This window comes from Salinispora cortesiana (assembly GCF_000484695.1).
Taxonomy (GTDB): domain Bacteria; phylum Actinomycetota; class Actinomycetes; order Mycobacteriales; family Micromonosporaceae; genus Micromonospora; species Micromonospora cortesiana.
The window spans coordinates 293093-316856 of the sequence record NZ_AXVR01000001.1 but is presented as its reverse complement, the minus strand read 5'-3'; the positions used below and the strand labels follow the sequence as shown (position 1 = coordinate 316856).

25 protein-coding genes are annotated in these 23764 nt (G+C 71.2%); 10 read left to right on the top strand and 15 right to left on the bottom strand.

Annotated features, from left to right (window positions below; genetic code table 11):
• The first annotated feature begins 166 nt into the window (after positions 1-166).
• Complete coding sequence (gene pta / locus K228_RS0101525) at positions 167-2242, top strand: phosphate acetyltransferase (RefSeq protein WP_025616819.1); 2076 nt, start codon at positions 167-169, stop codon at positions 2240-2242.
• Positions 2239-3354 (top strand): acetate/propionate family kinase, encoded by a 1116-nt coding sequence (locus tag K228_RS0101520; protein WP_025616818.1) that lies wholly within the window; start codon positions 2239-2241, stop codon positions 3352-3354. The genes pta and K228_RS0101520 overlap by 4 nt, the downstream gene beginning before the upstream one ends.
• A gap of 6 nt (positions 3355-3360) precedes the next feature.
• Here the strand turns inward: K228_RS0101520 and K228_RS0101515 are convergent, their stop codons facing one another.
• The 3 genes from K228_RS0101515 to K228_RS0101505 form a co-directional block, all read right to left on the bottom strand.
• Complete coding sequence (locus K228_RS0101515) at positions 3361-4323, bottom strand: zinc-binding dehydrogenase (RefSeq protein WP_025616817.1); 963 nt, start codon at positions 4321-4323, stop codon at positions 3361-3363.
• A gap of 96 nt (positions 4324-4419) precedes the next feature.
• On the bottom strand, positions 4420-5595 hold the full coding sequence (locus tag K228_RS0101510; RefSeq protein ID WP_025616816.1) for an NAD(P)-dependent malic enzyme: 1176 nt from the start codon (positions 5593-5595) through the stop codon (positions 4420-4422).
• A 142-nt stretch (positions 5596-5737) separates the two neighbouring features.
• Positions 5738-6139, bottom strand: a complete 402-nt coding sequence (locus K228_RS0101505) for a S24/S26 family peptidase (RefSeq protein ID WP_033776349.1) — start codon at positions 6137-6139, stop codon at positions 5738-5740.
• A 24-nt stretch (positions 6140-6163) separates the two neighbouring features.
• On the opposite strand from K228_RS0101505, the gene sodN reads away from it, so the two are divergent.
• Both sodN and K228_RS0101495 read left to right on the top strand, forming a co-directional pair.
• Positions 6164-6568: a superoxide dismutase, Ni gene (gene sodN, locus K228_RS0101500; RefSeq protein WP_018216841.1), complete on the top strand. Its 405-nt coding sequence runs from the start codon at positions 6164-6166 to the stop codon at positions 6566-6568.
• A 143-nt stretch (positions 6569-6711) separates the two neighbouring features.
• The gene (locus tag K228_RS0101495; RefSeq protein WP_025616814.1) at positions 6712-7113 is read left to right on the top strand and encodes an ATP-binding protein; all 402 of its coding nucleotides are present in this window, start codon (positions 6712-6714) and stop codon (positions 7111-7113) included.
• Between the two features lie 49 nt (positions 7114-7162).
• Here K228_RS0101495 and K228_RS0101490 read toward each other — a convergent pair whose 3' ends face one another.
• Positions 7163-7552, bottom strand: coding sequence for a hypothetical protein (locus tag K228_RS0101490; protein ID WP_025616813.1), 390 nt, complete (start codon positions 7550-7552; stop codon positions 7163-7165).
• A 42-nt stretch (positions 7553-7594) separates the two neighbouring features.
• Here K228_RS0101490 and K228_RS0101485 point away from each other — a divergent pair, with 42 nt between their 5' ends.
• Together K228_RS0101485 and K228_RS0101480 are read left to right on the top strand one after the other, a co-directional pair.
• Positions 7595-8545, top strand: a complete 951-nt coding sequence (locus K228_RS0101485; RefSeq protein ID WP_025616812.1) for a diacylglycerol/lipid kinase family protein — start codon at positions 7595-7597, stop codon at positions 8543-8545.
• A gap of 424 nt (positions 8546-8969) precedes the next feature.
• Positions 8970-9227: a WhiB family transcriptional regulator gene (locus K228_RS0101480; protein ID WP_025616811.1), complete on the top strand. Its 258-nt coding sequence runs from the start codon at positions 8970-8972 to the stop codon at positions 9225-9227.
• Positions 9228-9337: 110 nt separating this feature from the next.
• On the opposite strand, the gene K228_RS0101475 is transcribed toward K228_RS0101480, so the two are convergent.
• From K228_RS0101475 to K228_RS0101460, 4 genes are read right to left on the bottom strand one after another with little or no spacing between them, the layout of a single operon-like run.
• Complete coding sequence (locus tag K228_RS0101475) at positions 9338-10099, bottom strand: sirohydrochlorin chelatase (RefSeq protein ID WP_025616810.1); 762 nt, start codon at positions 10097-10099, stop codon at positions 9338-9340.
• On the bottom strand, positions 10081-10836 hold the full coding sequence (locus tag K228_RS0101470; RefSeq protein WP_025616809.1) for a phosphoadenylyl-sulfate reductase: 756 nt from the start codon (positions 10834-10836) through the stop codon (positions 10081-10083). The genes K228_RS0101475 and K228_RS0101470 overlap by 19 nt, the downstream gene beginning before the upstream one ends.
• The gene (locus K228_RS28700) at positions 10833-10991 is read right to left on the bottom strand and encodes a hypothetical protein (RefSeq protein WP_188116148.1); all 159 of its coding nucleotides are present in this window, start codon (positions 10989-10991) and stop codon (positions 10833-10835) included. Before K228_RS28700 ends, K228_RS0101470 begins: the two co-directional genes overlap by 4 nt.
• Positions 10988-12697: a nitrite/sulfite reductase gene (locus tag K228_RS0101460; protein ID WP_025616808.1), complete on the bottom strand. Its 1710-nt coding sequence runs from the start codon at positions 12695-12697 to the stop codon at positions 10988-10990. The genes K228_RS28700 and K228_RS0101460 overlap by 4 nt, the downstream gene beginning before the upstream one ends.
• Positions 12698-13035: 338 nt before the next feature.
• Here K228_RS0101460 and K228_RS0101455 point away from each other — a divergent pair, with 338 nt between their 5' ends.
• Positions 13036-14484 (top strand): glycosyltransferase family 39 protein, encoded by a 1449-nt coding sequence (locus K228_RS0101455; protein ID WP_025616807.1) that lies wholly within the window; start codon positions 13036-13038, stop codon positions 14482-14484.
• Between the two features lie 55 nt (positions 14485-14539).
• Here K228_RS0101455 and K228_RS0101450 read toward each other — a convergent pair whose 3' ends face one another.
• The gene (locus K228_RS0101450) at positions 14540-16066 is read right to left on the bottom strand and encodes a sensor histidine kinase (protein ID WP_025616806.1); all 1527 of its coding nucleotides are present in this window, start codon (positions 16064-16066) and stop codon (positions 14540-14542) included.
• A gap of 25 nt (positions 16067-16091) precedes the next feature.
• A complete protein-coding gene (locus K228_RS0101445; RefSeq protein WP_025616805.1) occupies positions 16092-17123 on the bottom strand; it encodes an SIS domain-containing protein in 1032 nt (343 codons plus the stop codon).
• 185 nt (positions 17124-17308) lie between these two features.
• On the opposite strand from K228_RS0101445, the gene K228_RS0101440 reads away from it, so the two are divergent.
• Entirely contained in the window at positions 17309-19123 is a 1815-nt protein-coding gene (locus K228_RS0101440; RefSeq protein WP_025616804.1) for a tetratricopeptide repeat protein, read from the top strand.
• Positions 19124-19166: 43 nt separating this feature from the next.
• On the opposite strand, the gene K228_RS0101435 is transcribed toward K228_RS0101440, so the two are convergent.
• The gene (locus K228_RS0101435; protein WP_029723269.1) at positions 19167-20723 is read right to left on the bottom strand and encodes an MDR family MFS transporter; all 1557 of its coding nucleotides are present in this window, start codon (positions 20721-20723) and stop codon (positions 19167-19169) included.
• A gap of 104 nt (positions 20724-20827) precedes the next feature.
• Between K228_RS0101435 and K228_RS0101430 the strand changes: the two genes are divergently transcribed.
• Complete coding sequence (locus tag K228_RS0101430) at positions 20828-21523, top strand: TetR/AcrR family transcriptional regulator (protein ID WP_025616803.1); 696 nt, start codon at positions 20828-20830, stop codon at positions 21521-21523.
• Here the strand turns inward: K228_RS0101430 and K228_RS0101425 are convergent.
• Positions 21430-21933 carry a GNAT family N-acetyltransferase gene (locus K228_RS0101425; protein ID WP_025616802.1) on the bottom strand — a complete coding sequence of 168 codons (504 nt, stop codon included), beginning with the start codon at positions 21931-21933 and terminating at the stop codon, positions 21430-21432. The genes K228_RS0101430 and K228_RS0101425 overlap by 94 nt on opposite strands.
• Positions 21930-22151 (bottom strand): biotin/lipoyl-binding carrier protein, encoded by a 222-nt coding sequence (locus K228_RS0101420; protein ID WP_018216856.1) that lies wholly within the window; start codon positions 22149-22151, stop codon positions 21930-21932. The genes K228_RS0101425 and K228_RS0101420 overlap by 4 nt, the downstream gene beginning before the upstream one ends.
• A 243-nt stretch (positions 22152-22394) precedes the next feature.
• Between K228_RS0101420 and K228_RS30335 the strand changes: the two genes are divergently transcribed.
• Positions 22395-22469, top strand: a complete 75-nt coding sequence (locus tag K228_RS30335) for a 50S ribosomal protein bL37 (RefSeq protein ID WP_372492465.1) — start codon at positions 22395-22397, stop codon at positions 22467-22469.
• A gap of 92 nt (positions 22470-22561) precedes the next feature.
• Here the strand turns inward: K228_RS30335 and rsrA are convergent, their stop codons facing one another.
• Complete coding sequence (rsrA, locus tag K228_RS0101415) at positions 22562-22849, bottom strand: mycothiol system anti-sigma-R factor (RefSeq protein WP_025616801.1); 288 nt, start codon at positions 22847-22849, stop codon at positions 22562-22564.
• A 1-nt stretch (position 22850) separates the two neighbouring features.
• Entirely contained in the window at positions 22851-23657 is an 807-nt protein-coding gene (locus K228_RS0101410; RefSeq protein ID WP_025616800.1) for a sigma-70 family RNA polymerase sigma factor, read from the bottom strand.
• Between the last annotated feature and the right edge of the window lie 107 nt (positions 23658-23764).

Genomic DNA, 23764 nt, shown 5'->3' with positions numbered 1-23764 from the left:
CAGCCCCGCCGCCCCCAACTCGACGGCGATCACTCCCCCGGGAGGCTGCGCACACTCTCCGGTAGCGGCGAGACCTCCCCCGGCAGCGGCGCGAAGCGAACACCCTGGCCCCGGGCCGGATGACCGGGCCGAAGGACCCGGGCGGAGAGCCCGGCGAGCTCCTAGAGTGGATCTCGTGGCGCGGAGTGTGTATCTGACCAGCGTGAGTTCCGGCGGCGGCAAGTCCACCGTCGCCCTGGGACTGGCGGAGCTGTTGTCCCGGCAGGTTGGCCGAATCGGCATCTTCCGGCCGTTGGTCCGGGGCGAGCAGCCGGACCCGATCCTCGCCCTACTCAGCGAACGCTACCGGGTCGAACTACCGATCGAGGACCTCACCGGCACCACCTACACCGAGGCCACCGGGATGGTCGCCGAGGGCCGGAGGGAGCAGCTGGTCTCCCGCATCGTGGAGCGATACCGCGCGGTCGAGCGGCAGTACCCGGCGGTGGTCGTGGTGGGCAGCGACTTCGCCGACGACGGCGACGGCGCCGGCCCCCGGGAACTGGCCTTCAACGCCCGGCTCGCGACCGAGTTCGGCAGCGTCGTGGTCCCCGTGGTGGACGGGTACGAGCAGGAAACCGCCACCATCGCGGCGTCGGCCCGGGGGGCGTACCACGACCTGGCGGACCTCGGTGCGACGGTGCTGGCGGTCGTCGCGAACCGGGTGACCGGTCCACTCACGCTGCCCGAGCTGCCGGTGCCCGCGTACCTGATCCCCGAGGTGCCCAGCGTGTCGGCACCGACCGTCGCCGAGGTCGCGACCGCGCTCGGTGCCACCCAGCTCGGTGGAGACGACGCCGCGCTCAGCCGCGACGTACTCGACTATGTCGTCGGCGCGGCCCACGTGCCCACGCTGCTCGACCATCTGACCGAAGGCGCCCTGGTGATCATGCCGGGGGATCGGGACGATCTCCTGGTCGCCACCAACGCCGCGCACGTCGCGGGACAGGTCGCGCTCTCCGGGCTGGTTCTCACCCTCGGCGAAACGCCGGACCCGCGCACAATGCGGCTGGTCGAGCGGCTCCGGCCAGGTCTTGCCGTGCTCTCCGTGCCCAGCGACAGCTACGACACGGTGGCTGCCTGCAACCGAATCGAGGGCCGGCTCAGCGCCAGCAATCCGCGCAAGGTGGAGGCCGCGCTGGGCGCCTTCGAACGCTGCGTGGACGCCGACGACCTCTCCCGCCGGCTGCGGGTCACCCGTTCACAGCGGGTCACCCCGCTGATGTTCGAGTACGACCTGATCGACCGGGCCCGGGCCCAGCGCCGGCATGTGGTGCTGCCGGAGGGGAACGAGGAGCGGATCCTGCGGGCAGCCGAGATCCTGCTGCGCCGGGATGTGGCCGAGCTGACCCTGCTCGGCCGGCCCGACGATATCGCCCGGCGAACCCGGGAGCTGGGCGTCGACATCGCCGGTGCACGGGTGATCGATCCGTTCACCAGCGAGTGGCGCGACGAGTTCGCCGACGGGTACGCGCGGCTCCGCGCCCACCGGGGCGTCACCCCGGACCTCGCCCACGACATCGTGCCCCAGTCGAACTACTTCGGCACGATGATGGTGTGGGCCGGGTACGCCGACGGCATGGTCTCCGGCGCCACCCACACCACCGCCGCCACCATCCGTCCCGCCTTCGAGATCATCCGCAACCTGCCCGACGTCTCCATCGCCTCCAGCGTCTTCTTCATGCTGCTCGCCGACCGGGTACTCGTCTACGGCGACTGCGCGGTCAATCCCGACCCGGACGCCGCCCAACTCGCCGACATCGCGATATCGTCCGCCGACACCGCCGTCCGGTTCGGCATCGAACCACGGGTGGCGATGCTGTCGTACTCGACCGGCAGCTCGGGCGCCGGCGCCGATGTGGAGAAGGTCGCGGAGGCCACCCGACAGGTTCGGGAGCGCCGACCGGATCTGCTGGTCGAGGGGCCGATCCAGTACGACGCGGCGATCGACCCGACGGTGGCGGCGACGAAGCTGCCCGGCAGTACGGTCGCCGGGCGGGCGACGGTCTTCGTCTTCCCGGATCTGAACACGGGCAACAACACGTACAAGGCGGTGCAGCGGTCTGCCCGAGCGGTGGCGGTCGGGCCGGTTATGCAAGGGCTACGCCGGCCGGTGAACGACCTCTCCCGGGGTGCGACCGTCCCGGACATCGTCAACACGGTGGCGATCACCGCGATCCAGGCCGGGGAGGCAGGCAAGTGAGCCGGGTGCTGGTACTCAACTGTGGGTCGTCGTCGGTCAAGTGGCGGCTCTATGACGGCGACGATGTCCTCGACCGGGGCGCCGTCGAGCGGATCGGTGAACCCGGGGGCGGGCCGGCGGACCACGGCACCGCCATCCGGGGGATCCTCGCCGAGCTCGACCTGACCGGACTCACCGCCATCGGGCACCGGGTGGTGCACGGTGGACGCCGCTTCGGCGAGCCGGTACTGATCGACGACGCGGTGCTCACCGCGATCCGGGAGCTGGTGCCACTCGCCCCGTTACACAACCCCGCCAACCTGGCTGGGATCGAGGTCGCCCGGGCGACGCTGCCCGGTGTCCCCCAGGTCGCCGTCTTCGACACCGCCTTCCACACCACGCTGCCCGAGTCCGCCGCCACCTATGCGATCGACCGGGCGACAGCCGACCGGTACGGCATCCGGCGGTACGGCTTCCACGGCACCTCCCACGCGTACGTCTCCCGGCGCACGGCGGAGTTGCTGGGTCGTCCGTACGCCGACACCAACACCATCACCCTGCACCTGGGCAACGGCGCGAGCGCCGCCGCCGTGGCCGGCGGGCGCAGCGTGGCCACCTCGATGGGGATGTCCCCGCTCGAGGGGCTGGTCATGGGCACCCGGAGCGGCGACCTGGACCCAACGGTGATCTTTCACCTGCGGCGGGAGGGTGGGTTGGGCATCGACGAGATCGACGACCTGCTCAACCACCGCAGCGGCCTGTACGGGCTCACCGGCGCCAACGACATGCGCGAGGTGCTCGCCCGCCGGGCCGAGGGCGACCAGGCCGCCCTCCTCGCCTTCGAGGTGTACTGCCGCCGGATCACCAGCTACGTCGGGGCGTACTACGCGCTGCTCGGCCGGGTGGACGCGGTGACCTTCACCGCCGGTGTCGGCGAGCACGCCGCGCCGGTCCGCGCGGCGGCCCTGGCCGGACTCGAACGACTCGGCATCACGATCGATCCGGAGCGCAATGCCGGCAGTGGCGACCGGGTCATCTCGCCGGACGGGAGCGAGGTGGCGGTCTGCGTCATCGGCACCGACGAGGAGCGGGAGATCGCCCGTGCCGCCCGGGAGGTGGCGGGCCGCCGCTGACGTCGCTCAGACGGCGTGGTCAACGACCACCTTGCCGAAGACGTTACCGGAGTGCAGGCGGGCGAACGCCTCCTCGACCGCGGTGAACGGCACCACCCGGTCCACCACCGGACGCAGCCCCCGCTCGGCACAGAAGGCCAGCAACGCCGCCAGCTCGTCCGGGGTGCCCATGGAGGTGCCGAGGATCTCCAGCTGCATGGCGAAGACACGGCGCAGGTTGACTTTGGGTTCGTGCCCGGCGGTAGCGCCGGAGACCACGATCCGGGCCATCGGCGCGGCTGACTTCAGCGAGTGGTCGAAGGTCGCGGCACCAACTGTCTCGATCACCAGGTCCACCCGCTCCGGCAGCCGGGCGCCCGGTTCGACGGCGGTCGCGCCGAGCGCCGCGACCCGCTCCCGTTTGGCGGCGTCCCGGCTGGTCGCATAGACCCGCTTACCCATCGCGGCGGCGAGCGCGACGGCCGCGGTGGCCACACCTCCACCCGCCCCCTGCACCAGCACGGCGGCGGCCTCGTCCACCCGGCCGCGGGTGGTGAGCATCCGCCACGCGGTCAGCCAGGCGGTGGGCAGGCAGGCGGCATCCGTCGCCGCCAGGCCCGCCGGCAGCGGCAGCAGGTTCGCCCGGGGTACGGCGACCCGTTCGGCCAGCGTGCCCGGGAAGTGCTCGGAGAGGATCGAGATTCCGCGTGGATCGCTCGGGGTGGGGAGTACCGGGTAGACGACCACCGGGTTGCCGTCCGGGTCAACGCCGGCAGCGTCGCAGCCCAGAATCATCGGCAGCTGCTCCGCGCGCAGTCCGACGCCGCGTAGCGACCAGAGATCGTGGTGATTGAGCGAGCTGGCGGTGACCTGGACGGTCACCCAGTCGTCGCCGTGGTGCGCGGGTTCCGGCCGCTCGCCGACGGCGAGCGCGGCGAGCGGGTTGGCGTCGTCGAAGCGGGAGGCGAAGGCAGCACGCATGATCGGCACGGTAACAACCCGGGCGGGTGACCAGAAGGCCCATTGGCATGTGCGAGGCGACACGTCGCGGTGAGCCGCCGCGGCGCGCGGATCCCGCCGCCGCACCTACCGGGCTACCCCGTCGCGCCGCGCGGCCTCGGCGACCGCCTCGGCAACAGCGGGGGCGACCCGCGGGTCGAGTGGTGACGGGACGATCGCCTCGGGTGCGAGCGAGTCGGCCACCACCCCGGCGATCGCGTCCGCCGCGGCCACCTTCATGCCATCGGTAATCCGGGTGGCCCGGGCGTCCAGCGCGCCGCGGAAGACACCGGGGAAGGCGAGCACGTTGTTGATCTGGTTGGGGTGATCGCTTCGACCGGTGGCGACCACCGCGACGTGCCGGGCGGCCACCTCCGGCTGCACCTCGGGGGTGGGGTTGGCCAGGGCGAAGACGATCCCGCCGGGCGCCATGCCGGCCACTGCCGCCTCGGCGATCTGACCACCAGAGACACCGATCAGCACATCGGCGCCGCGCAGCGCCTCGGCCACGTCGCCCCGCCGGCCGTCACCGTTGGTCAGCTCTGCCAGCTCGGCCTTGGCGCTGGTGAGACCTTCGCGGTGCGGCCCGATGATGCCCCGGGAGTCACAGACCACCACCTGCTCCGGGTTCACTCCGCCGGCAACGAGCATCTTGGTCACCGCCACTCCGGCGGCACCCGCGCCACTGATCGCCACCCGAAGGTCGCCGAGCTTTCGGGTGAGCAACGCCGCCGCGTTGCGGAGCGCGGCGAGCACGACGATCGCGGTGCCGTGCTGGTCGTCGTGGAAGACCGGGATGTCCAGCGCCTCGTCGAGGCGTCGCTCGACCTCGAAGCAGCGCGGCGCGCTGATGTCCTCCAGGTTGATGCCGCCGAAGGAGGGGGCGAGGGCCCGTACCGTCGCCACGATCTCGTCCACGTCTTGCGTGTTCAGACAGATCGGCACCGCGTCCACCCCGCCGAGCTGCTTGAAGAGCACGGCCTTGCCCTCCATGACCGGCAACGCGGCGTGTGGGCCGATGTTGCCAAGCCCCAGCACGGCGGAGCCGTCGGTGACGACCGCGACCGTGTGCCCGGCCCAGGTGTAGTCATCGGCGAGCCGGGTGTCGGCGGCGATGGCCGCACAGACCTGGGCTACCCCTGGGGTGTACGCCAGCGAGAGGTCCTCCCGGCTGGTCAGCGGGACGGTCGAGGCGACAGCCAGCTTGCCGCCCCGATGCAGTCGGAAGACCGGATCCGCAGGGTCCACGGTGGACGATGACATTGGTGACTCCAGGATCTGTCGATACAGCTGGACCAGCCGGTCCGGGCGCGAGGTGGGCGCTGACCGGCGGCGCGAGGTGTGGGGGTCACCCGGGACACCTGCCGAGCATAGTGTGACGCCCGCCGCCCGGATGTGAGTAGGGTCATACTCCACGGCGATGCAGCAGCCGAGGCCGCGGCCAGTAGCGTGCCACCACCCGCCCCCAGATGTCCGCCCCACCGTACGCCCGCGAATCGTCAGTGATCAACGGGTTGTCGCCCGCGAGCCACCAGCCCTCCGCGGTCGGACCGACCGCCCGCTTGACCACCAGCAGGTCGGGACGACTCCGAAAGACCGCGACTACCACGTCACCAGCCCGGATACCGCGGTCCCCACGGCGCACCAGGACCGCGTCACCGTGCCGCAGGGTTGGTGCCATGGAGGGACCCGTCACCAGGACGGCGGAGAACGACCACCGGGTGGCCGGCGCCGGGCACGGCGGGGGCGGGGGCATGCCGTTCACCTCCACCAGGTACGGCGTCCAAGTAATGTCGTGCACGATCATCGCAAACTTCCCAGGAGGCTCCTGATGCGACTTCCACGCATCCTCACCCCCCGAGTGACCGCCAGCGCCCACTGCGACCTGCCCTGCGGTGTCTACGACCCGGCACAGGCCCGGATCGAGGCCGAGTCGGTAAAAATGATCTGTGAGAAGTACCAGGCCAACACCGACCCGGAGTTCCGCACCCGGGCAATCCTGATCAAGGAGCAGCGGGCCGAGCTGGTGAAGCACCACCTGTGGGTGCTGTGGACCGACTACTTCAAGCCGGCCCACTTCGAGAAGTACCCGCACCTGCACCAGCTCTTCAACGAGGCCACCAAGCTGGCCGGCGCGGCCGGCGCCAAGGGCGCGACCGACCCGGCGAAGGCCGACGAGTTGCTGCAGAAGATCGACGAGATCTCGAAGATCTTCTGGGAGACCAAGAAGGCGTAGGCGAAACGCCAACGACGACGGCCGGCGCGTCCGCGGAGGCGCCGGCCGTCGTCGTGGTAGCCGGGTCGGTGGTACCGGGTAGAGTTCCCTGACGGGCCGCCACCCCCGATCCGGGTAGCGGGGGCGCCCCGGGGAGATGACGCGTGACTCCGACGACCAGCCAACCCGCCAGCGACGACATGGTGCACCTGACCGTGCCCGCAGACGGCGGCTATCTGAGCGTGCTCCGCACGGCCACGGCCGGGCTCGCGGCCCGGCTGCAGTTCGCCCTCGACGAGATCGAGGATCTCCGCATCGCGGTTGACGAGGCGTGCGCCATGCTGCTTTCGATCGCCACCCAGCACGCCGAGCTGGAGTGCCGGTTCTTCGTAACCGACGATGCGCTCGCCGTCGAGGTCACGGTGCCAACCTCCCGCGGTGCGCGACTGCCGGCCGAGTCCTCCTTTGCCTGGAAGGTACTCACCGCACTGACCACCTCGGCCGCCGCTACCGCTAACAACGACCGCGCGACGATCTCCCTGCTGACCCGCCGCGTCGCCGGCTAGGTCGAACCGGTCGCACCCCACCGGCTAGGACCGATTGCGGCCAACGCCCTCACTCGAAGCCGAGGGCACGGGTCGTCGGGGTGCTGAGCAGCAGGGCGGTGACGCCGAGGCCGAGTGCCATCAGCGGCCCGCCCAGCCAACCGACCCCGCCCTGGATCATGAACCATCCGATCGGCAACAGCATCAGCTGAAGCACGATCGACGGGGCCCGGGCACCCGCCCGACACCGCGCGAGCGCCCCGCCCAGCGCCCAGAGCACGGCCGCCGCACCCGCGGCGAACACCGGCAACAGCAGCGCCGACGTCAGGTCGACGGTGGGCGCCACGAGGTTGGCCCAGAGCAGCCAGCCAGCGATCAGACCGACGGCGACCGCCTCACCGCGCAGCGTCAGGACGGCCCACCGGAGCGGGCCGGGTATCTGGTTGGAGGCGATCGTCACGCGACCACGATACCGGTGTCGCCACGCGGTACAGTGCCGCCCATGCGGGCCATCCTGGTGGTCAACCCCAAGGCCACCACCACCAGCGAGCGCAGCCGGGATGTCCTGGTCCGGGCGCTGCGCAGTGAAGTCGACCTGTCGGTGCGCTACACCCGACGCCGGGGGCACGCCACCACCTTGGCCCACCAGGCGGCCGAGGAGGGCGTCGACCTGGTCGTCACGCTCGGTGGCGACGGCACGGTCAACGAGGTCGTCAACGGCCTGATGTCCGCGCTGCCAACAACGGGGCCGACCGGAAGAGCGCCGGCCGAGCAGTTGCCCGCCCTGGCACCCGTGCCGGGCGGTTCGACGAACGTCTTCGCCCGCGCTCTCGGCCTACCCCGGGAGTGGCCGGACAGCACCAGCATGATCTTGGAAGGGCTACGGCTGAACCGGCACCGTACCATCGGCCTGGGTCGGGCGGACGAGCGCTACTTCACCTTCTGTGCCGGCTTCGGTATCGACGCCGCGGTGATCCACCGGGTGGAACGGTCCCGCCGGCGCGGGCAGATCTCCACCGCCGGCCTGTACTTCCGATCAACCCTCGCCCAGTACTTCCTCGCCTCGGACCGCCGGCACCCCGCGATCGCCCTCGAGCGGCCGGACCAGCCCACCGAGGAGCAACTCGCCACAGTGATCGTCCAGAACACCGCACCCTGGACGTACCTCGGCGACCAGGAGGTGAACCCGAATCCGGAGGCATCGTTCGACCTCGGCCTGGACGCGTTCGCACTACGGCAGCTCCGGGTGACCAGCACAACACGGACGATCACTCAATTCTTCGGTCGCGCGCCGGGGCCGCGCGGCAAACAGGTACTCCGACTCCATGATCTAACCGAGTTCACCTTGATCGCCCGTCACCCACAGGCGTTCCAGCTCGACGGTGAGTACTTGGGCGAGCGCGAAAAAGTCGAATTCACCGCCGTGCCCGCGGCGGTGCGAGTAATCTGCTAGCCCTCGGGTACTCCCCTCGGTTGAGCCGGCCCGTCCGATGACGATTGGCGCCACGTTGGGGTGAGTGACGGAAATGTCAGCGAAATCAGCGGCGCCGCACTATATTGATCCCCGACTGTGGTACTCCGAGTATCCGGAGCCTCGGGCAAATCAGGACAAACAGGTTGTGGGCTTGCTCACCGCGCGGAGTTTTCCGAGCGTCACCCTTGACATCGCGAGCGTTCGTGAAAGTATTCACAAGCGACTTGAGTTTCCGGGACATCGCCTGGATGCGCTCAGCAGAATGAGCGGTTCCAGCACGTCTACGGAGCCAACAGCCTGCTCACGCACTGCCAGCAAGCCGGGCGCGAACCGTTACGGCCGGCGCTGCGGATGCATATAGCAAGCCATCTGCCACCCATCCAGAATGAGGAGTGTTGCCGCCATGGACTGGCGTCACCATGCTGTCTGCCGCGACGAGGACCCCGAGCTGTTCTTCCCGATCGGGACGTCCGGTCCGGCCCTCCTGCAGGTGGAGCAGGCCAAAGCCGTCTGCCGGCGCTGCCCGGTGACGGACCAGTGCCTGCAGTGGGCCCTCGAGTCCGGCCAGGACGCAGGCGTCTGGGGCGGGATGAGCGAGGAGGAGCGGCGCGCCGTCAAGCGTCGCGGTGGCCTCCGGGTGCTACGCGCTCACACCGCCTGACCACCAGCCGAAAGCGGAACGCCCCGGGTCGGCCCGACCGCCGGGGCGTTCCGCTGCCCGGCCGATGTCAACCGCGACCCGCTACCACCGGGACGACATCGCAACGGGGTCTAACCGAATACCGCGTCAACCCGGCGCAGGACCAGGTCAACCAGCTCGGGAGCGTCCGAGAGCGGGGCCGCCACCGCCACCGCACCGGCCTGCCGGGCCGAGAGGGTCACCGCATCGTGGAACAGCCCGGGCGCCAGGAAGTACGCGGCCACAGCCACCCGCCGGGCACCCCGTACTCGCAGGCGGGTCACCGCCACGCCAGCGGCGGGCGGGGCAGCCGAGGCGTAGGAGACCCGGGTCGGAACGGCCAGGGTCGCCCGCAGCGACGCCGCCACCCGCCCCACCGAGGCACGCGCGACCGGGTCCCGAGTGCCCGCAGCGGCCAGCACCAGCCCGTCGTAGCCCCCGGGCTCTGCCTCGGCCAGACGGCGGCGCAGCCCGGCCAGCAACGCCGGATCGACCCCCCGGACGGCGGGACCGAGCACCTCGGTCACCCGTACCGCCAGCTCGGGAACCGTCTGGCGGACCGCCGCAACGGCCGCCGGGATGTCCACCCGCCGGTGATACGCGGCGGTCAGCAGCAACGGCACCAGCACCACCCGGGAGAAACCAGCGCCAGCCAACTCCCGCAACGCCTCCGTTGGACCGGGGCGGGTGTGGTCCAGCCAGCTCGGCACCACCCGCCGGCCAGGCCGAGCGGCGGACACCGCCGCAGCCAGCGCCCGCGTCGCCGTGGCGGCCCGCGGGTCCCGACTGCCATGTGCGACCAGGAGCACCGGGTCCCCGTGGCCCCCGGTCTCGCTCAGCCGTGCAGGCCGCACTCGGCCTTCTCGAACATCGCCCACCGGCCGGCCCGCGGATCCTCCCCCGCCTTCGTCCGCCGGGTACAGGGCCAGCAGCCGACCGAGCTGTAGGCCCGGCCGAACAGCTCGTTGACCGGCACATCCCAGCGGGAGATGTACGTCTCCACATCGACCTGCGTCCACGCCGCGATCGGGTTGACCTTCACCTTGCCCCGACGCTCGTCGAAGGTCACCACCGGGGTGTGCGCCCGGGACGGCGACTCGTCCCGGCGCAGCCCCGCGGCCCACGCGTCGTACCCAGCCAGGGCCCGCTCCAGCGACTCCACCTTGCGCAGCTGGCAGCAGTCATCCGGGGAGCGGTGGAACAGCCGCGGCCCGTACTCGCCGTCCTGCTGGCCGACGGTCAGCCGGGGTCGGATCGAGCGGACGTTCACCGGCATGGTGCGGGCGACCTGATCCCGGACCTTGAGCGTCTCCGGGAAGTGCAGCCCGGTGTCCAGGAAGACCACGTCAACGCCGGGCGCGACCCGAGAGAACAGGTGGACGAGCACCGCGTCGGCCATCGAACTGGTGACGCAGAACCGATCCCCGAACGTCTCGACCGCCCACCGCGCCACCGCCAGCGCCGGTGCGCCCGCCAACTCCCGGCCGGCCGCCTCTGCCAGCATCCGCAACTCCTGCCGGTGCGCTTGCGCAGCGGCCGGTTCGCCGGCCCCGACCAAGCCGAGACCAGCCGCCCAGACCAGACCGCTCACCGCAGCACCGCCTTCGCCAACAGCCCATGCAGCCGTACGGTGAAGACCCGGGCGCAGGCGTGGCACTCCCAACCGCCGTGCCCGGCCTCGCTGGGCCACAGCTCCTCCTCACCGCAGTACGGGCAGTACAGCGGGGTGGAACGGGTGTCACTCATCGCAGCTCTCCCTCGTCGGCCCGGACCACCCAGCTGGCGAACGTCTCGCCGTCGGCGCGACCAGCGAGGTAGCGCCGGGCCAGCTGCTCGACGTACTCCGGAAGCTCCGCCGCCGTGACCTTCAGGCCCCGCGGCTTGCGACCGAACCCCGCGGCCCGGCCCTGCGCCATGCCCAGACCACCGCCGAGATGCACCTGGAAGCCCTCCACCTGGCGGCCGTCCTCGCCGAGCATCAGCTGGCCTCGGAGACCGATGTCGGCAACCTGGGTACGGGCACATGCGTTCGGGCAGCCGTTGAGGTAGATGGTGATGTCGGCGTCGAAGTCCCGCAGCCGCTCCTCCAGCCGGGCCACCAACTCCGCGCCCCGTGCCTTGGTCTCGACGATGGCCAGCTTGCAGAACTCGAGGCCGGTGCAGGCCATGGCGCCACGCCGCCAGGCCGATGGCCGGGCCGCCAGGCCGATCTCACCCAGCGCCGCGACCAGGGACTCTGTCCGGTCCGGCGGCACGTCCAGCACCAGCAGATTCTGGTACGGAGTCAGCCGAACGCGGTCGCTGCCGTGCGCCTCGGCCACGTCGGCGAGCCGGGTGAGCTGGCTACCCGAGACCCGACCGACCGTCGCGGCGGCCCCGACGTAGTTGCGCCCGTCGCGCTGCTCGTGCACCCCGATGTGGTCGATCTGCTGCGCCGGCAGCTCGGGCGATGGTCCGTCCCGCAGCGCACGGCCCAGGTACTCCTGCTCCAGCACCGCCCGGAACTTCGCCACCCCCCAGTCGGCGACCAGGAATTTCAGTCGAGCGCGGTGACGCAGCCGTCGGTAGCCGTAGTCGCGGAAGATGCCCACCACCCCCGCCCAGACGTCCGGCACCTCGTCCAGCGGCACCCACACACCCAGCCGCTGGGCGAGCATCGGGTTCGTGGAGAGGCCGCCGCCAACCCAGAGGTCGAAGCCGGGGCCGTGGTCGGGGTGCACCGCCCCGAGGAAGGCGATGTCGTTCGTCTCGTACGGCGTGTCCACCAGCCAGGAGATCGAGGACTTGAACTTGCGGGGCAGGTTGGCGTACTGCTTGTCGCCGACGTAGCGACGGACGATCTCGTCGATCGCCGGCGTCGGATCGATCACTTCGTCGCGGGCCACCCCAGCGACCGGGCTACCGAGCACGATCCGGGGGCAGTCCCCGCAGGCCTCGGTGGTCTGCAGGCCGACCGACTCCAGTCGACGCCAGATCTCCGGCATATCCTCGACCCGGATCCAGTGGTACTGGATGTTCTGCCGGTCGGTGAGGTCGGCGGTGTCCCGGGCGAACTCATGGGAGATCTCGGCCACCACCCGGAGCTGGGCAACGGAGAGCTGCCCGCCGTCGATCCGCACCCGGAGCATGAAGAACTCGTCCTCAAGCTCGTGCGGCTCCAGCACGGCGGTACGCCCACCGTCGATGCCGGCCTTGCGTTGCGTGTACAGCCCCCACCAGCGGAACCGACCCCGCAGGTCCTGTGGGTCGATCGAGGCGAAGCCCTGGTGGGCGTAGATGTTCTCGATCCGGGCCCGGACGTTGAGTGGGTCGTCGTCCTTCTTGATCCGCTCGTTGGCGTTGAGCGGCTCGTGGTGACCGAGTGCCCACTGGCCCTCCCCGCGGGGGCGGCGGGGAGCCCGGACCGACTGGAACGTCGGGTCCTCGAGCCGGGCCGGGTCGCGCAGCGCCATCGTGGCGTCCTCCATTGTCTGCGATGCCTCGTGGCCGCTGCGCCGAGCGCGGTGGCCGGCCCCGGCACGACGGGCTGGGCTGGGGCTGAGCAGCCGGCGCAGAGCGCCCGAGACAGCTGGGTCGGGCGTCGTCAGTGGGCCGGACAGATCGCGCTGCGCACGCGGCCAAAATCGACGTGGCGACGGGCCACGAAGTAGCGAACAACGGCGGCAGCCATGACGTTATGCTGCCACGGCGTCACCGAAGCAGCCAAGGTTCGGGTGCGGCATCCCACATCACGGTCGGCGGTGTTCCGGTCCGGCCCCCGGGGCCCCGGGGCTGTGCGAGGCTCAGCGACATGGGCGCGCGAACCGTGCCGCAGCTGCCGGTGTGGCTGCCGCCGGCGCTGCTGACGCTCGCGGTCACCCTCACCGACGTGGCCGGGGCGCAGCTCTGGCGAGACGAGTTGGCGACGTGGAGCGCCGCCACCCGCCCGCTCGGCGACCTGGTCCGGCTCGCCGGCACGATCGACGCGGCAACCGGGCCGTACTACCTGCTGATGCACCTCTGGGTGGCCGGAGCGGGCGATTCGGTGGCTGCCCTGCGGCTGCCGGCCGTGCTCGCCATGACCACCGCCGCGGCCCTGACCGCGCTCCTCGGCGCCCGGCTGTACGGTCGGTCGGCCGGGCTGCTCGCCGGCCTCCTCTTCGCGGTGCTGCCCAGCACCTCCCGGTATGGACAGGAGGCCCGCCCGTACGCGCTGGCTACCGCCCTCGCCGTCCTGGCGACGCTGTTGCTGGTCGTTGCCGTAGCTCCGGTGCCGGCGGGCCGGCGGGCCGGACCTCGAATCCGCTGGGCCGGCTACGCCGCCGCGCTGGCCACGCTGGGCCTGACCCACCTGGTCGCCCTCACCCTGCTCCCGGCCCACGCGGTGGTGGTGCTCGCCGCCCGGCGGCGGTACCCCGACCGACGCATCGTTGGAGCCGGGCTGCTCGCGCTCGTGCCGGTGGTGCTGCTGGTCGGTCCGCTGCTCTGGGTCGCCCACGGCCAGCACGCCCGCCAGCTCGACTGGGTGGACCCCGCCCGCCCCGGCGATCTCGCCGCGCTGGCCGGGTCGGTGACGCAGAGCGGGGTGGTCGGGGGCCTGCTGGTCGGGCTCGCCGCACTCGGCGCCGCAGTGCTGGGGCGGTCGGCGCTGCTGCCCGGGTTGGCCGTGCTCCTGCCGGTGCTGCTGGTCTTCGCCGTCGGCGCGGTTGCCCCCCTCTGGGTACCCCGATACCTGGTCTTCGTGGTGCCGTTCGGCTGTCTGCTGGCCGGTGTCGCCCTGGCCGGGGTGCCGCTGCTACCGGCGCTGACCGTCGTGGCCCTGGCCGGGGCGCTCGGCCTGCCGGCCCAGGCGGCGCTGCGGCGTACCCACGAGTGGCCCCGCTCGGCTCTGGTCGACTACGCCGGGGCGGCCCAGATCGTGGCGGATGGCCAGCGCCCCACCGACGCGGTCGTCTACTCGCCCCGGGAGGGCTGGCTCTTCCTCGACCTGGGCCTGGCCTATCACCTGGGCGACCACCGCCCCCAGGACGTGCTGCTCACCGCCAGCCCGGCCCGCCGGGGTGACCTGTGGGCCGCCGAGTGCACCCGCCCGGCCCGGTGCCTGGCCGACGCGGATCGGGTCTGGCTGGTGCTGGCCGGTCGGCACGACGACCCGCTGGCCGCCGTACCCGGCGCGAAGGGGACGGCGCTGCGCGACGGACGAGTGGTCGAGCAGGTCTGGCACCCCCCTGGGCTGACCGTCGCCCTGGTACGCCGCTAGCCAGCGCCGCATCGCCCGAGGCGCGCCGTTGGCCGACGCCGCACGCCCGTGGTGGTCACAGTCGGTTGAGGGGCAGGACGAGCAGCGCCTCGGTGCCGCCGCTGGCACTCGTCCGCAGCTCGATCGTGCCGCGCAGCTCCCCGGTGACCAGCGCACGGACGATCTGCAGGCCGAGGCTGCCGCCACGCTCGGCGTCGAAGCCCGGCGGCAGTCCACCACCGTTGTCGGCCACCGACACATGCAGGATCTTGCGAAAGCGATGCGCCGAGACCACCACCTCGGGGGAGAAGCCGGCGGCTCCCGGCTGCTCACCGGCCTCGTCATCGGCGGGGAACCCGTGCTCGACGGCGTTCAGCAGGAGCTCGTTGAGGACCATCACCAGCGACGTGGCGAGTTCGGCGGGGAGCACGCCGAAGCTGCCCTGACGGCGCATCCGGACGGTCGACTCGGTCGCCGCCACCTCGGTCGCCGCGCTCGCCACCCGGTCCACGATCCCGTCGAACTCGACCACCTCATCGTTGGACATGGAGAGGGTCTCGTGTACCAGCGCGATCGAGGCGACCCGGCGGACCGACTCCTCCAGCGCGATCCGCGCCTCCGGCATGGCTACCCGGCGGGCCTGCAGCCGCAACAGGGCGGCGACCGTCTGGAGGTTGTTCTTCACCCGGTGATGGATCTCCCGAATGGTGGCGTCTTTGGTCATCAACGCTCGGTCCCGGCGTCGGACCTCGGTGACGTCGCGGACCAGTACCAGCGCGCCGATCGGCACTCCGGCGGGGATCAGCGGTAGCGCCCGGGTCAGCATGGTCGCCCCGCGCGCGTTGATCTCCCGGCGGGGCGGTGCCTCGCCCCGAAGCGCGGCGAGCGCCGCGTTGGCCGCGTCGGTCCCCTCCAGCGGGTCGTCGGCGAGGCGCCGGTGCAGCGCCGCGAGGTCCTCCCCCACCAGGTCCGAGGCGTAGCCAACCCGCCGGTACGCCGACTGCGCGTTCGGGCTCGAATACGTCACCCTGCCCCCCGCGTCCAGCCGGACCAGCCCATCGCCGACCCGGGGAGCCGAGGTGGTCTCCCCCGGGTGCCGGGGCGGCGGGAAGGTGCCGTCGGCGAGCATCTGCGCCAGGTCGTCCGCCGTGGTCAGATAGTTCAGCTCCAGTTGGCTGGGGGTCCGGGCGGTCGACAGGTTGGTGTCCCGGCCGACCACGGCGATCACCTCGGCCTGCTCACCGTCGGCCGCCCGCAGCCGCACCGGGATCGCCTCGTGCCGCGCGGGCACGTCCCCGTACCAGACCGGATCGCCCTCCCGCCAGATCCGGCCGCGCCGGTAGGCGACCTCCAGGTGGTCCACCTCTGGCCCACCGGTGATGCGGCCTACCTGGTCATGCTGGTACGCGGTGGGCGCGGTGGTCGGGCGAACCTGGGCCACGCAGAGGAACGTCCCGTCCTCGCCCACCGGCACCCAGAGCAGCAGGTCGGCAAAGGACATGTCAGAGAGCAACTGCCAGTCGCCCGCGATCCGGTGCAGATGATCGATGTCAGCGGGACGTAGCTGGGTGTGCTCGTCGGCGAGGTCGCGCAGCGTGGACACGCCGCCCAGCCTGCCACGCCGGGGCTCACATCGTCGCGGTGACCTTCTTCAGGCCCCGGGGCGCGTCCGGGTCCTCGCCTCGGGCCAGCGCGAGCGCCAGGGCCAGGCGCTGCAGCGGCAGGATGTCCAGCAGCGGCGCGTACCGCTCGTCAACCTCGGGAACGGCGATCCGCGTCGTGCTGGGCACCTCCGCCGAGCCGACCACCACCACATCGGCGCGGCGCTCGCCGAGCCGTGGCAGCACCTCCCCCATCGCCTGGCCGCCGGGGCCGGAGCCGACCACCGCGAGCACTGGCACGTCCGGATCGGTCATGGCGAGCGGACCGTGCAACAGATCGGCGCCGGAGAAGGCGAGCGCCGGTAGGTATGAGGTCTCCATCAGCTTCAGCGCGGCCTCCCGCGCGGTCGGGTACGCGTACCCCCGGCCGGTGGTGACCAGCTGCGCGGCGAACCGGTACCGGGGGGCGAGCTGGGCGGGCGTCGGGTCGGCGAGGGTACGCGCGGCGAGTTCGGGCAGCGTGTCGAGGGCGCTGCGCTCAGCGGCCGGCAGCACGCCGTCGCCAGCCCGGATGCCCTCCACCAACATGAGCAGGGCGAGCAGCTCAGCCGTGTATGTCTTGGTGGCGGCCACTGCCCGTTCGTGCCCGGCGGCGATGTCCACGCTCAGCTCCGCCGCCTCGGCGAGCGGCGAGTCCGGCGCGTTGGTGACCGCGAGGGTGAGCGCGCCGGAGTTCCGGGCGGCCCGCAGCACCTCGGTGAGGTCCGGGGAGCCGCCGCTCTGGCTCACCCCGACCACGAGCGCGGCGGAGAGGTCCGGGCGGGCGCCGTACGCGGTGACGGAGCTGGGCGAGGCGAGCCCGGCGGGCAGACCCAACCGGATCTCGGTCAGGTAGGTGCCGTAGAGCGCGGCGTGGTCTGAGGTGCCACGGGCGGTGAACACCACGTGCCGCGGTCGGTGCTCGGCGATGGCGGCGGCGACCCGAGCGATCGGCCCGGCATGCTCGGCGGAGAGCAGGCGGGCGTATGCCGCCGGCTGCTCGTCAATGTCGGCGGCCATGCCGGCCCCTGGACGCGTCACAGAAACTCCTCCTGGTGCGCGATTCCCGCGCGTTTGTGTTCAGTCTTGCACTTTTAAGCGCCCAAGCGCAACACAACGAACAGCAGCGCTCAACCATCGCTAAAAATCCTCACTATCACTACGCTGGCCGACCGGAGCGCATACCACCACGGCGGGAGAAGAACGTGTCCCCGGACGAGCGAGACCTGCCGGCGGCGGAGGAACTCACCCTGGCCCGACTAGCCCTCACCGCGGGCGATCTGGCGCACGCCGCCGCCCACATCGCGGGGGCGCTGGCGCAGGCGCCGACCCTTCCCGAGGCCCACGAGCTACTCTCCCGGCTCGCCGCCGTTGACGGCGACGGGCTCGACCTCTTTCCCCTGCACCAGAACGTCTTCGTCGGAACCGTGGTCGCCCGGGCCCACCTACTCGCCGCTGCCGGCCGGCCCGCCGAAGGGTTGGACCTGCTCGCTGCGGCAACCGGCTACGCGCCGGCCGAGCCGTGGGCGGAGGTGCCCTGGGTGACCGCACCCGAGCTGGCCGAACGCCTCGGGCCGGAGCGCATCGCCCAGATTCTCATGCAGATCTGCGCCGCGACCGCCGATCCGGTTCCCCGAGCCAGCCGAGCCGCCCTCACTCCGTACCTCACGCTGGCCCGCAACGCGGTGACGGCGCATCACGGACACGCGCTGCTGTTCGGGGCCGCCTCCGCACTGGCCCGGCGGCTCGGCGAGGTATCGCTCGCCGTTCGGTGGGCGTCTCAGGGGTTGCGCGCCGAGCCATCCAAGATCGGCGAGGTGTGGCTCGGGTACGCCTATCGAAGCGCGGGACGAATCCGAGACGCCCTCGCGGCGCTGGAACGTGCCGTTGCGCACGACCCGGACGACCTGGCCGTCTATGCCGACATCGCCGGCACCCTCGCCGACCATGGACAGTTGGACGAGGCGCTCGACTGGATCAACCGGGCGCTCGCCCGGGACCCGACGTTTGACTGCGCCGTACACACCGCCCAGCGGCTGCGCTTTCAGCGCGACGGCGATGTCGCCCACCTGGTCGCACTGGCGGATTTCCTCCGGGAGCACCCGGAGGACTCCCACGAACACACCGACCTCGCCGAGTCCTGCGCCGGCCAACCCTGGCTTGGGCAGATCACTCCGGCCACCGGCCCCGCTGTCGACGCACTCCGGGCCAGCCATGCCGGCGGTCAGCTGGGAGCCACCATCCGGTTCGAGTCGCCGGTGCCGCCGAGTGCCCTGCACACCCTCACCCGGGCCGCGCCCGGGCTGCGCGCCCAGTTGGCGCAGGGGCCGGGCCCGGACCCGCGGGAACCCCGACGCCCGGTGGACTGGCGCCTGTGGCGACACGACGGCACACCCGCCGTCGAAGCCCCTTCGCCACTGGCGGCGGACCACCTCCGACAGTTCGTGCATCCGGCGTGGCCCCATCCGCCGGCGGCGTACGACGCCGCCGTGGCCCTGGCCACCCTGGACCTGACCGACCTACTCGGTCTGCTGGCCCATCCGCCGGCGACCCCACCGACCGCGCTGGGCCGGGTCCTCGACGAGCAGGACCCGTCCCTCTGGGTCCGCAGCGTTCAGGTGTGGGCCTGCCTCGGGCTGCTGCACCATCGCACCGACGAGCCGTGGCCGACCTCCACCCGCCGGTCCGTGCTGCTGGACCTGACCTGGGGCGTCGAGGACTGGGCCACCGAGGCCGCGCTCTTCGCCCTGGTCACCGTCGCCTGGGTCGACCCGGCGGTCCGCCCCGAGGTCGCCGTGGTGGTCGCCGAACGACTCGCCGATGCGGTCGAGGTGGCACGAACCCGTCCGGTCCCGATCGCCCGGTCCCTGGCGCACCTGGCACTGGCCACCCCGGACCTGGACCCAGAATCCCGAGCGCTGGCCCGGACGGTGACCGGTGGCCGGCCGCCGGCTCCAGTGCCGCCCGGACCGCTGCGCCGCCTCTGGCGGCGCAGCACGAGATTCTTCCGCCGCCACTGATCTCGTCGAGCCCGACTCGGGGTCAGCGGTGGGCGTCCGGGCGTCAGCGCTCCGCCTCGCCGGCCGGCACCGGGACGTTCTCGGTACGCAGCGGAATCTCCCTGATGAGCCAGGCGAGCACCGGCACCACGAGGGTGAACAGCACGGCCCACAGGAACACGTGCGAGATCGCGTCGGCGAGGCCGCCGAGAACCAACTCCCGGACCGCCTCCGGCAGCTCCCGAAGCTTCGCGAGGTCCATCGCCGCCCCGGCCTCACCGCCGCCGAACATCCCGCCGCCGGGGGAGCTGGCCAGCCGGCTGGCGAAGACGGCCCCGAAGAGCGAGATCCCGAACGAACCGCCGATCGAGCGGAAGAAGGTCGCCGCGCCGCTGGCCGCGCCCAGATCACGCTGATCAACGCTGTTCTGCGCGATCAGCATCGTCGTCTGCATGAGGAAGCCCATGCCGACGCCGAGCACGAGTAGGTAGAGCGAGGACTCCGCCACTTCGGTCTGCGCGTCGAGCCGCGTGAGCAGGACCATGCCAGCACTCATCACCACACCGCCGATGATCGGGAAGACCCGGTACCGGCCGGTCCTGGTGATCGTCCGCCCCACCACCAACGAGACCACCAGCATGCCGAACATCAACGGCAGCAGGAGCAGCCCAGATTCGGTGGCTGAGGCGCCCTGCACGGTCTGCTGGTAGAGCGGCAGGAAGCTCATCGCCCCGTACATCGCGAAGCCGAGCAGGAAGCCGATCACCGAGATCAGCGCGAAGTTGCGGTTGGCGAAGAGTGAAAGCGGCAGGACCGGCTCAGCCGCCCGCCGCTCGACGACCGCGAAGACGGCGAGCGAAGCCACAGCGAGGACGATCAGACCAACGATCTGCGGAGAACGCCAGGCGTACTCGTTGCCGCCCCACGTGGTGATCAGCACGATCGCGGTGATGCCGACCGCGAGCAGTGCGGCACCGAGCCAGTCGATCCGTTGCTCGGTGCGATGCCGGGGCAGGCGCAGGGTCGCGACGAGTAGTACCAGCGCGACCCCACCGAGGGGCAGGTTGACATAGAAGGCCCAGCGCCAGGAGAGATGGTCGGTGATGAAGCCGCCGACCAGCGGGCCAGCCACCAGGGCGACTGCCATGATCCCGGCAATCATCCCTTGGTAGCGGCCCCGCTCGCGGGGCGGCACCAGGTCGCCGATGATCGCCAACACCCCGACCATCAGGCCGCCCGCACCGAGGCCCTGCACCGCGCGGAAGGCGATCAGCTCCACCATCCCGTCCTCCGGCCCGCCGAGCAGGTCGGAGCCCGCCATGCCGCAGAGCGCGGACCCGACCAGGAAGATCACCACCGAGGTCAGGAAGATCGGCTTCCGGCCGAAGAGGTCACCGAGCTTGCCCCAGATCGGAGTGGAGACGGTGGTCCCGAGAACATAGGCGGTAACAACCCAGGTGAAGTGGTCCAGCCCGCCGAACTCACCCACGATCCTCGGCAGGGCGGTGCTGACGATCATGTTGTCCAACATCGCCAGCATCATGGCGATCATCAGGCTGAAGAGCACGATCCGGATATTCGGTCGCGTCGGTGCCGGAGCTGCCTGGGTTGCCTGGGTCATCCGTCGTTCCCCTCGGGGGTGATGAGCTTACTTGCCGACCGGCTAGCCAGCTTACTAGCCGTACGGTAAGTTGGGGGGCCAATGACAGTCAAGCGGGTCAGGTGATGAGAGTGCGGGAGAGCACCAGCAACACACGGGAACGGATCAAGACCGTCGCCCTGGAGCTCTTCACCGAGCAGGGCTACGAGAAGACCTCACTCCGAGAGATCGCCGAACGGCTCGACGTGACGAAGGCGGCGCTCTACTACCACTTCAAGAGCAAGGACGAAATCGTCAACAGCTTCGTCGAGGACCGCCTCGATCGACTGGATGACCTCGTCGCCTGGGCCGAGGCCCAACCCGCCACACTGACCACCCGACGGGCCATCATCGGTCGGTACGCGGACACCATGTGCGCCGGGCAATACCCGTCGGTGATGCGCTTCTTCGAACAGAACCAGACGGCGTTACGGAGTCTCGCCGCCGGGCAGCGGATGCGGGAGCGGATGTTCCAACTGGCCAACCTGCTCTGCGGCGACGACGACTCCCCCGAGGCCCAGCTCCGGGCCGCCCTCGCGCTCTTCTCCGTACACAGCAGTTGGTTCGGGGTACGAGCACCCGGCCTGACCGACCAGGAACGCAGGGAGGTCGCCCTGAAGGTGGCCGACGAGCTCATCGCCGCCATCGGCCCACCCCGACCGACGACCCCCGCTGACCGACCGCCGGCTCAGGTGGGAAGCGAAAGCCGCAGTCCGCGCAGGAGCACATTGGCCACCGGCGACCAGTCCAACTCCGGCGCCCGAGTGAACCCCCGCCGCTGATAGATCCGCTGCGCCGAGGCGGCGAGGCCATCCCGGATGCAGATCACCAGGGCGGAGCAGCCCAACTCGGTCGCCCGTGCCACGCATGCCTCCACCAGAGCCGCACCAACTCCCCGCCCCTGCACTGCCGGGTCCACGGCGAGCATCCGGAACTCCGCCTCACCGGCCCCGGAGAGCTCGGCGTAACGGGTACCGGGCAGGACGAAGAGGACCGAACCGAGCACGGCGTCGGTGCCGGCATCCACGGCGACCAGCACTTCACCGTGCTCCACCCGATCCTGGACGTCGGCGAGCACAGCCGCATACCCGTGCTCCCCCTTGAGCTGCCCGTCCGCCTCGTAGGCGGCGACCGTCAGCCGGGCGACCGCGGCATGGTCAGCCGGCTTGACGGAGCGGACCAGGACGCTCAACCGATCACCGCGATCAGGTCGCCGTCCTGCACCACGTCTCCCTCGTTGACCGCCAGCTCCTGCACGACGCCGTCGGACTCGCTGACGACCGGGATCTCCATCTTCATCGACTCCAGGATCACCAGCGTGTCCCCCTCGGACACGGTGTCCCCGGCCGACGCGACGACCTTCCAGACGTTCGCCACCATCTCGGCGCGGATCTCCTCGGCCATCTCCACAGCCCTTTCTCTCGCGACTGTCCTGCCGACGTATCCAATCATGAGCCGGGTCGGGGCGGGGCGGCCACGCCAAGACAAGCCAGTCCCGCCCGAGCACGCCTCAAGTAACGGCGCCTGCCCCGCGCCGGGCGAAGCCGCGGGCCGGGCCCGCCAGCCGGCGGCAACGGCACTAGGGTCGGACGCGTCCGGTTTCCCGCCGCGGCGGTCACGCCGCCGTGGCGCCCCACCAACGAGGAGGTCACCATGGCCAAGAGGGCCCGGAAGAAGAAGGCCCGCAAGAAGGGCGCGGCCAACCACGGCAAGCGCCCCAACTCCTGAGCCACCACCGCGACCGGGCCCAGCCGGCTCGGCCAGCGGGAACGACGGTGGCCCGGACCGAGATCGGTCCGGGCCACCGGGGTGTCACCCGGTCAGTCAGCCAACTCGCGCGACTCACTGCTGCCGAAGACCACAAGTTCGGCGAGCTTGCTGCGGAGCCGCTCGCGAAGCTGGTCAGGAGCGGTCTCATTGCCGCAGCAGCGGGCCACGAGCGCCTGGACCTCCTGCTCGATGCCGTATTCGCGCAGGCACGGACCACACTCGTCGAGGTGGTGCCGGATCAGCTTTCGCCGCTCCTCGGCGCACTCCAGGTCCAGGTACAGGTAGACCTCCGCCAACACCTCACGGCAGTCCGTCTCGTGCGGCTCTCCACAACTCACGTCACACCCCCCGGCCGGTCGAGCCCTTGGCCGACGACGCAGAGCTGAAGCCCCGCTCGGCCGCATACTGCTCCAGCAGCTTGCGCAAGTTACGACGGCCGCGGTGTAGGCGCGACATCACTGTGCCGATCGGCGTACCCATGATCTCGGCAACCTCCTTGTAGGAGAAGCCCTCGACATCGGTGAGGTAGACAGCCAGCCGGAACTCCTCGGGTAGCTGCTGGAGGGCCTGCTTGATGTCGCTGTCCGGCAACCGGTCCAGCGCCTCCGTCTCAGCGGAGCGCAGCCCGCTGGAGGTGTGCGACTCGGCCTCGGCGAGCTGCCAGTCGGTGATCTCATCGGTCGGCGCCTGAATCGGCTGCCGCTGCCGTCGCCGGTAGGAGTTGATGTAGGTATTGGTCAGGATTCGATACAGCCAGGCCTTCAGGTTGGTGCCCTGCTCGAACTGGTGAAAGGCCGCGTACGCCTTCAGGTACGTCTCCTGGACCAGGTCCTCGGCATCTGCGGGGTTGCGGGTCATCCGTAGCCCAGCAGCGTAGAGCTGGTCAACGAAGGGCATCGCGTCCCGCTCGAAGCGGGCCCTGCGCTCGTCCGTCTTCTCGGTGGTCAACCGCACATCCCCTCGGGTCGGATGTTTTCTCGCCGAGGATACGTGTAACCGATCGCCGACAGATTCACTTCCGCCCAGGTGCCCGACCGAGACCCGGGCCGCCGACGCCATTGCCGGCCAGCTCGGCCCCGCCAGCACGCGGTGCAGCCGCCGCGTGTCCTGATCGTCCAGCTCCCGGGCCTGCGTCTCGACCGGCACCGGCCACCCCCCTCGTCGGAAAAGACATCCGCGGGGTGTAACGCAGGTCGGCGGGGCGGGAATTCCAGCCATCGGCCCCCTTTCCTGGTCCCGGCCCGACCTCGGCG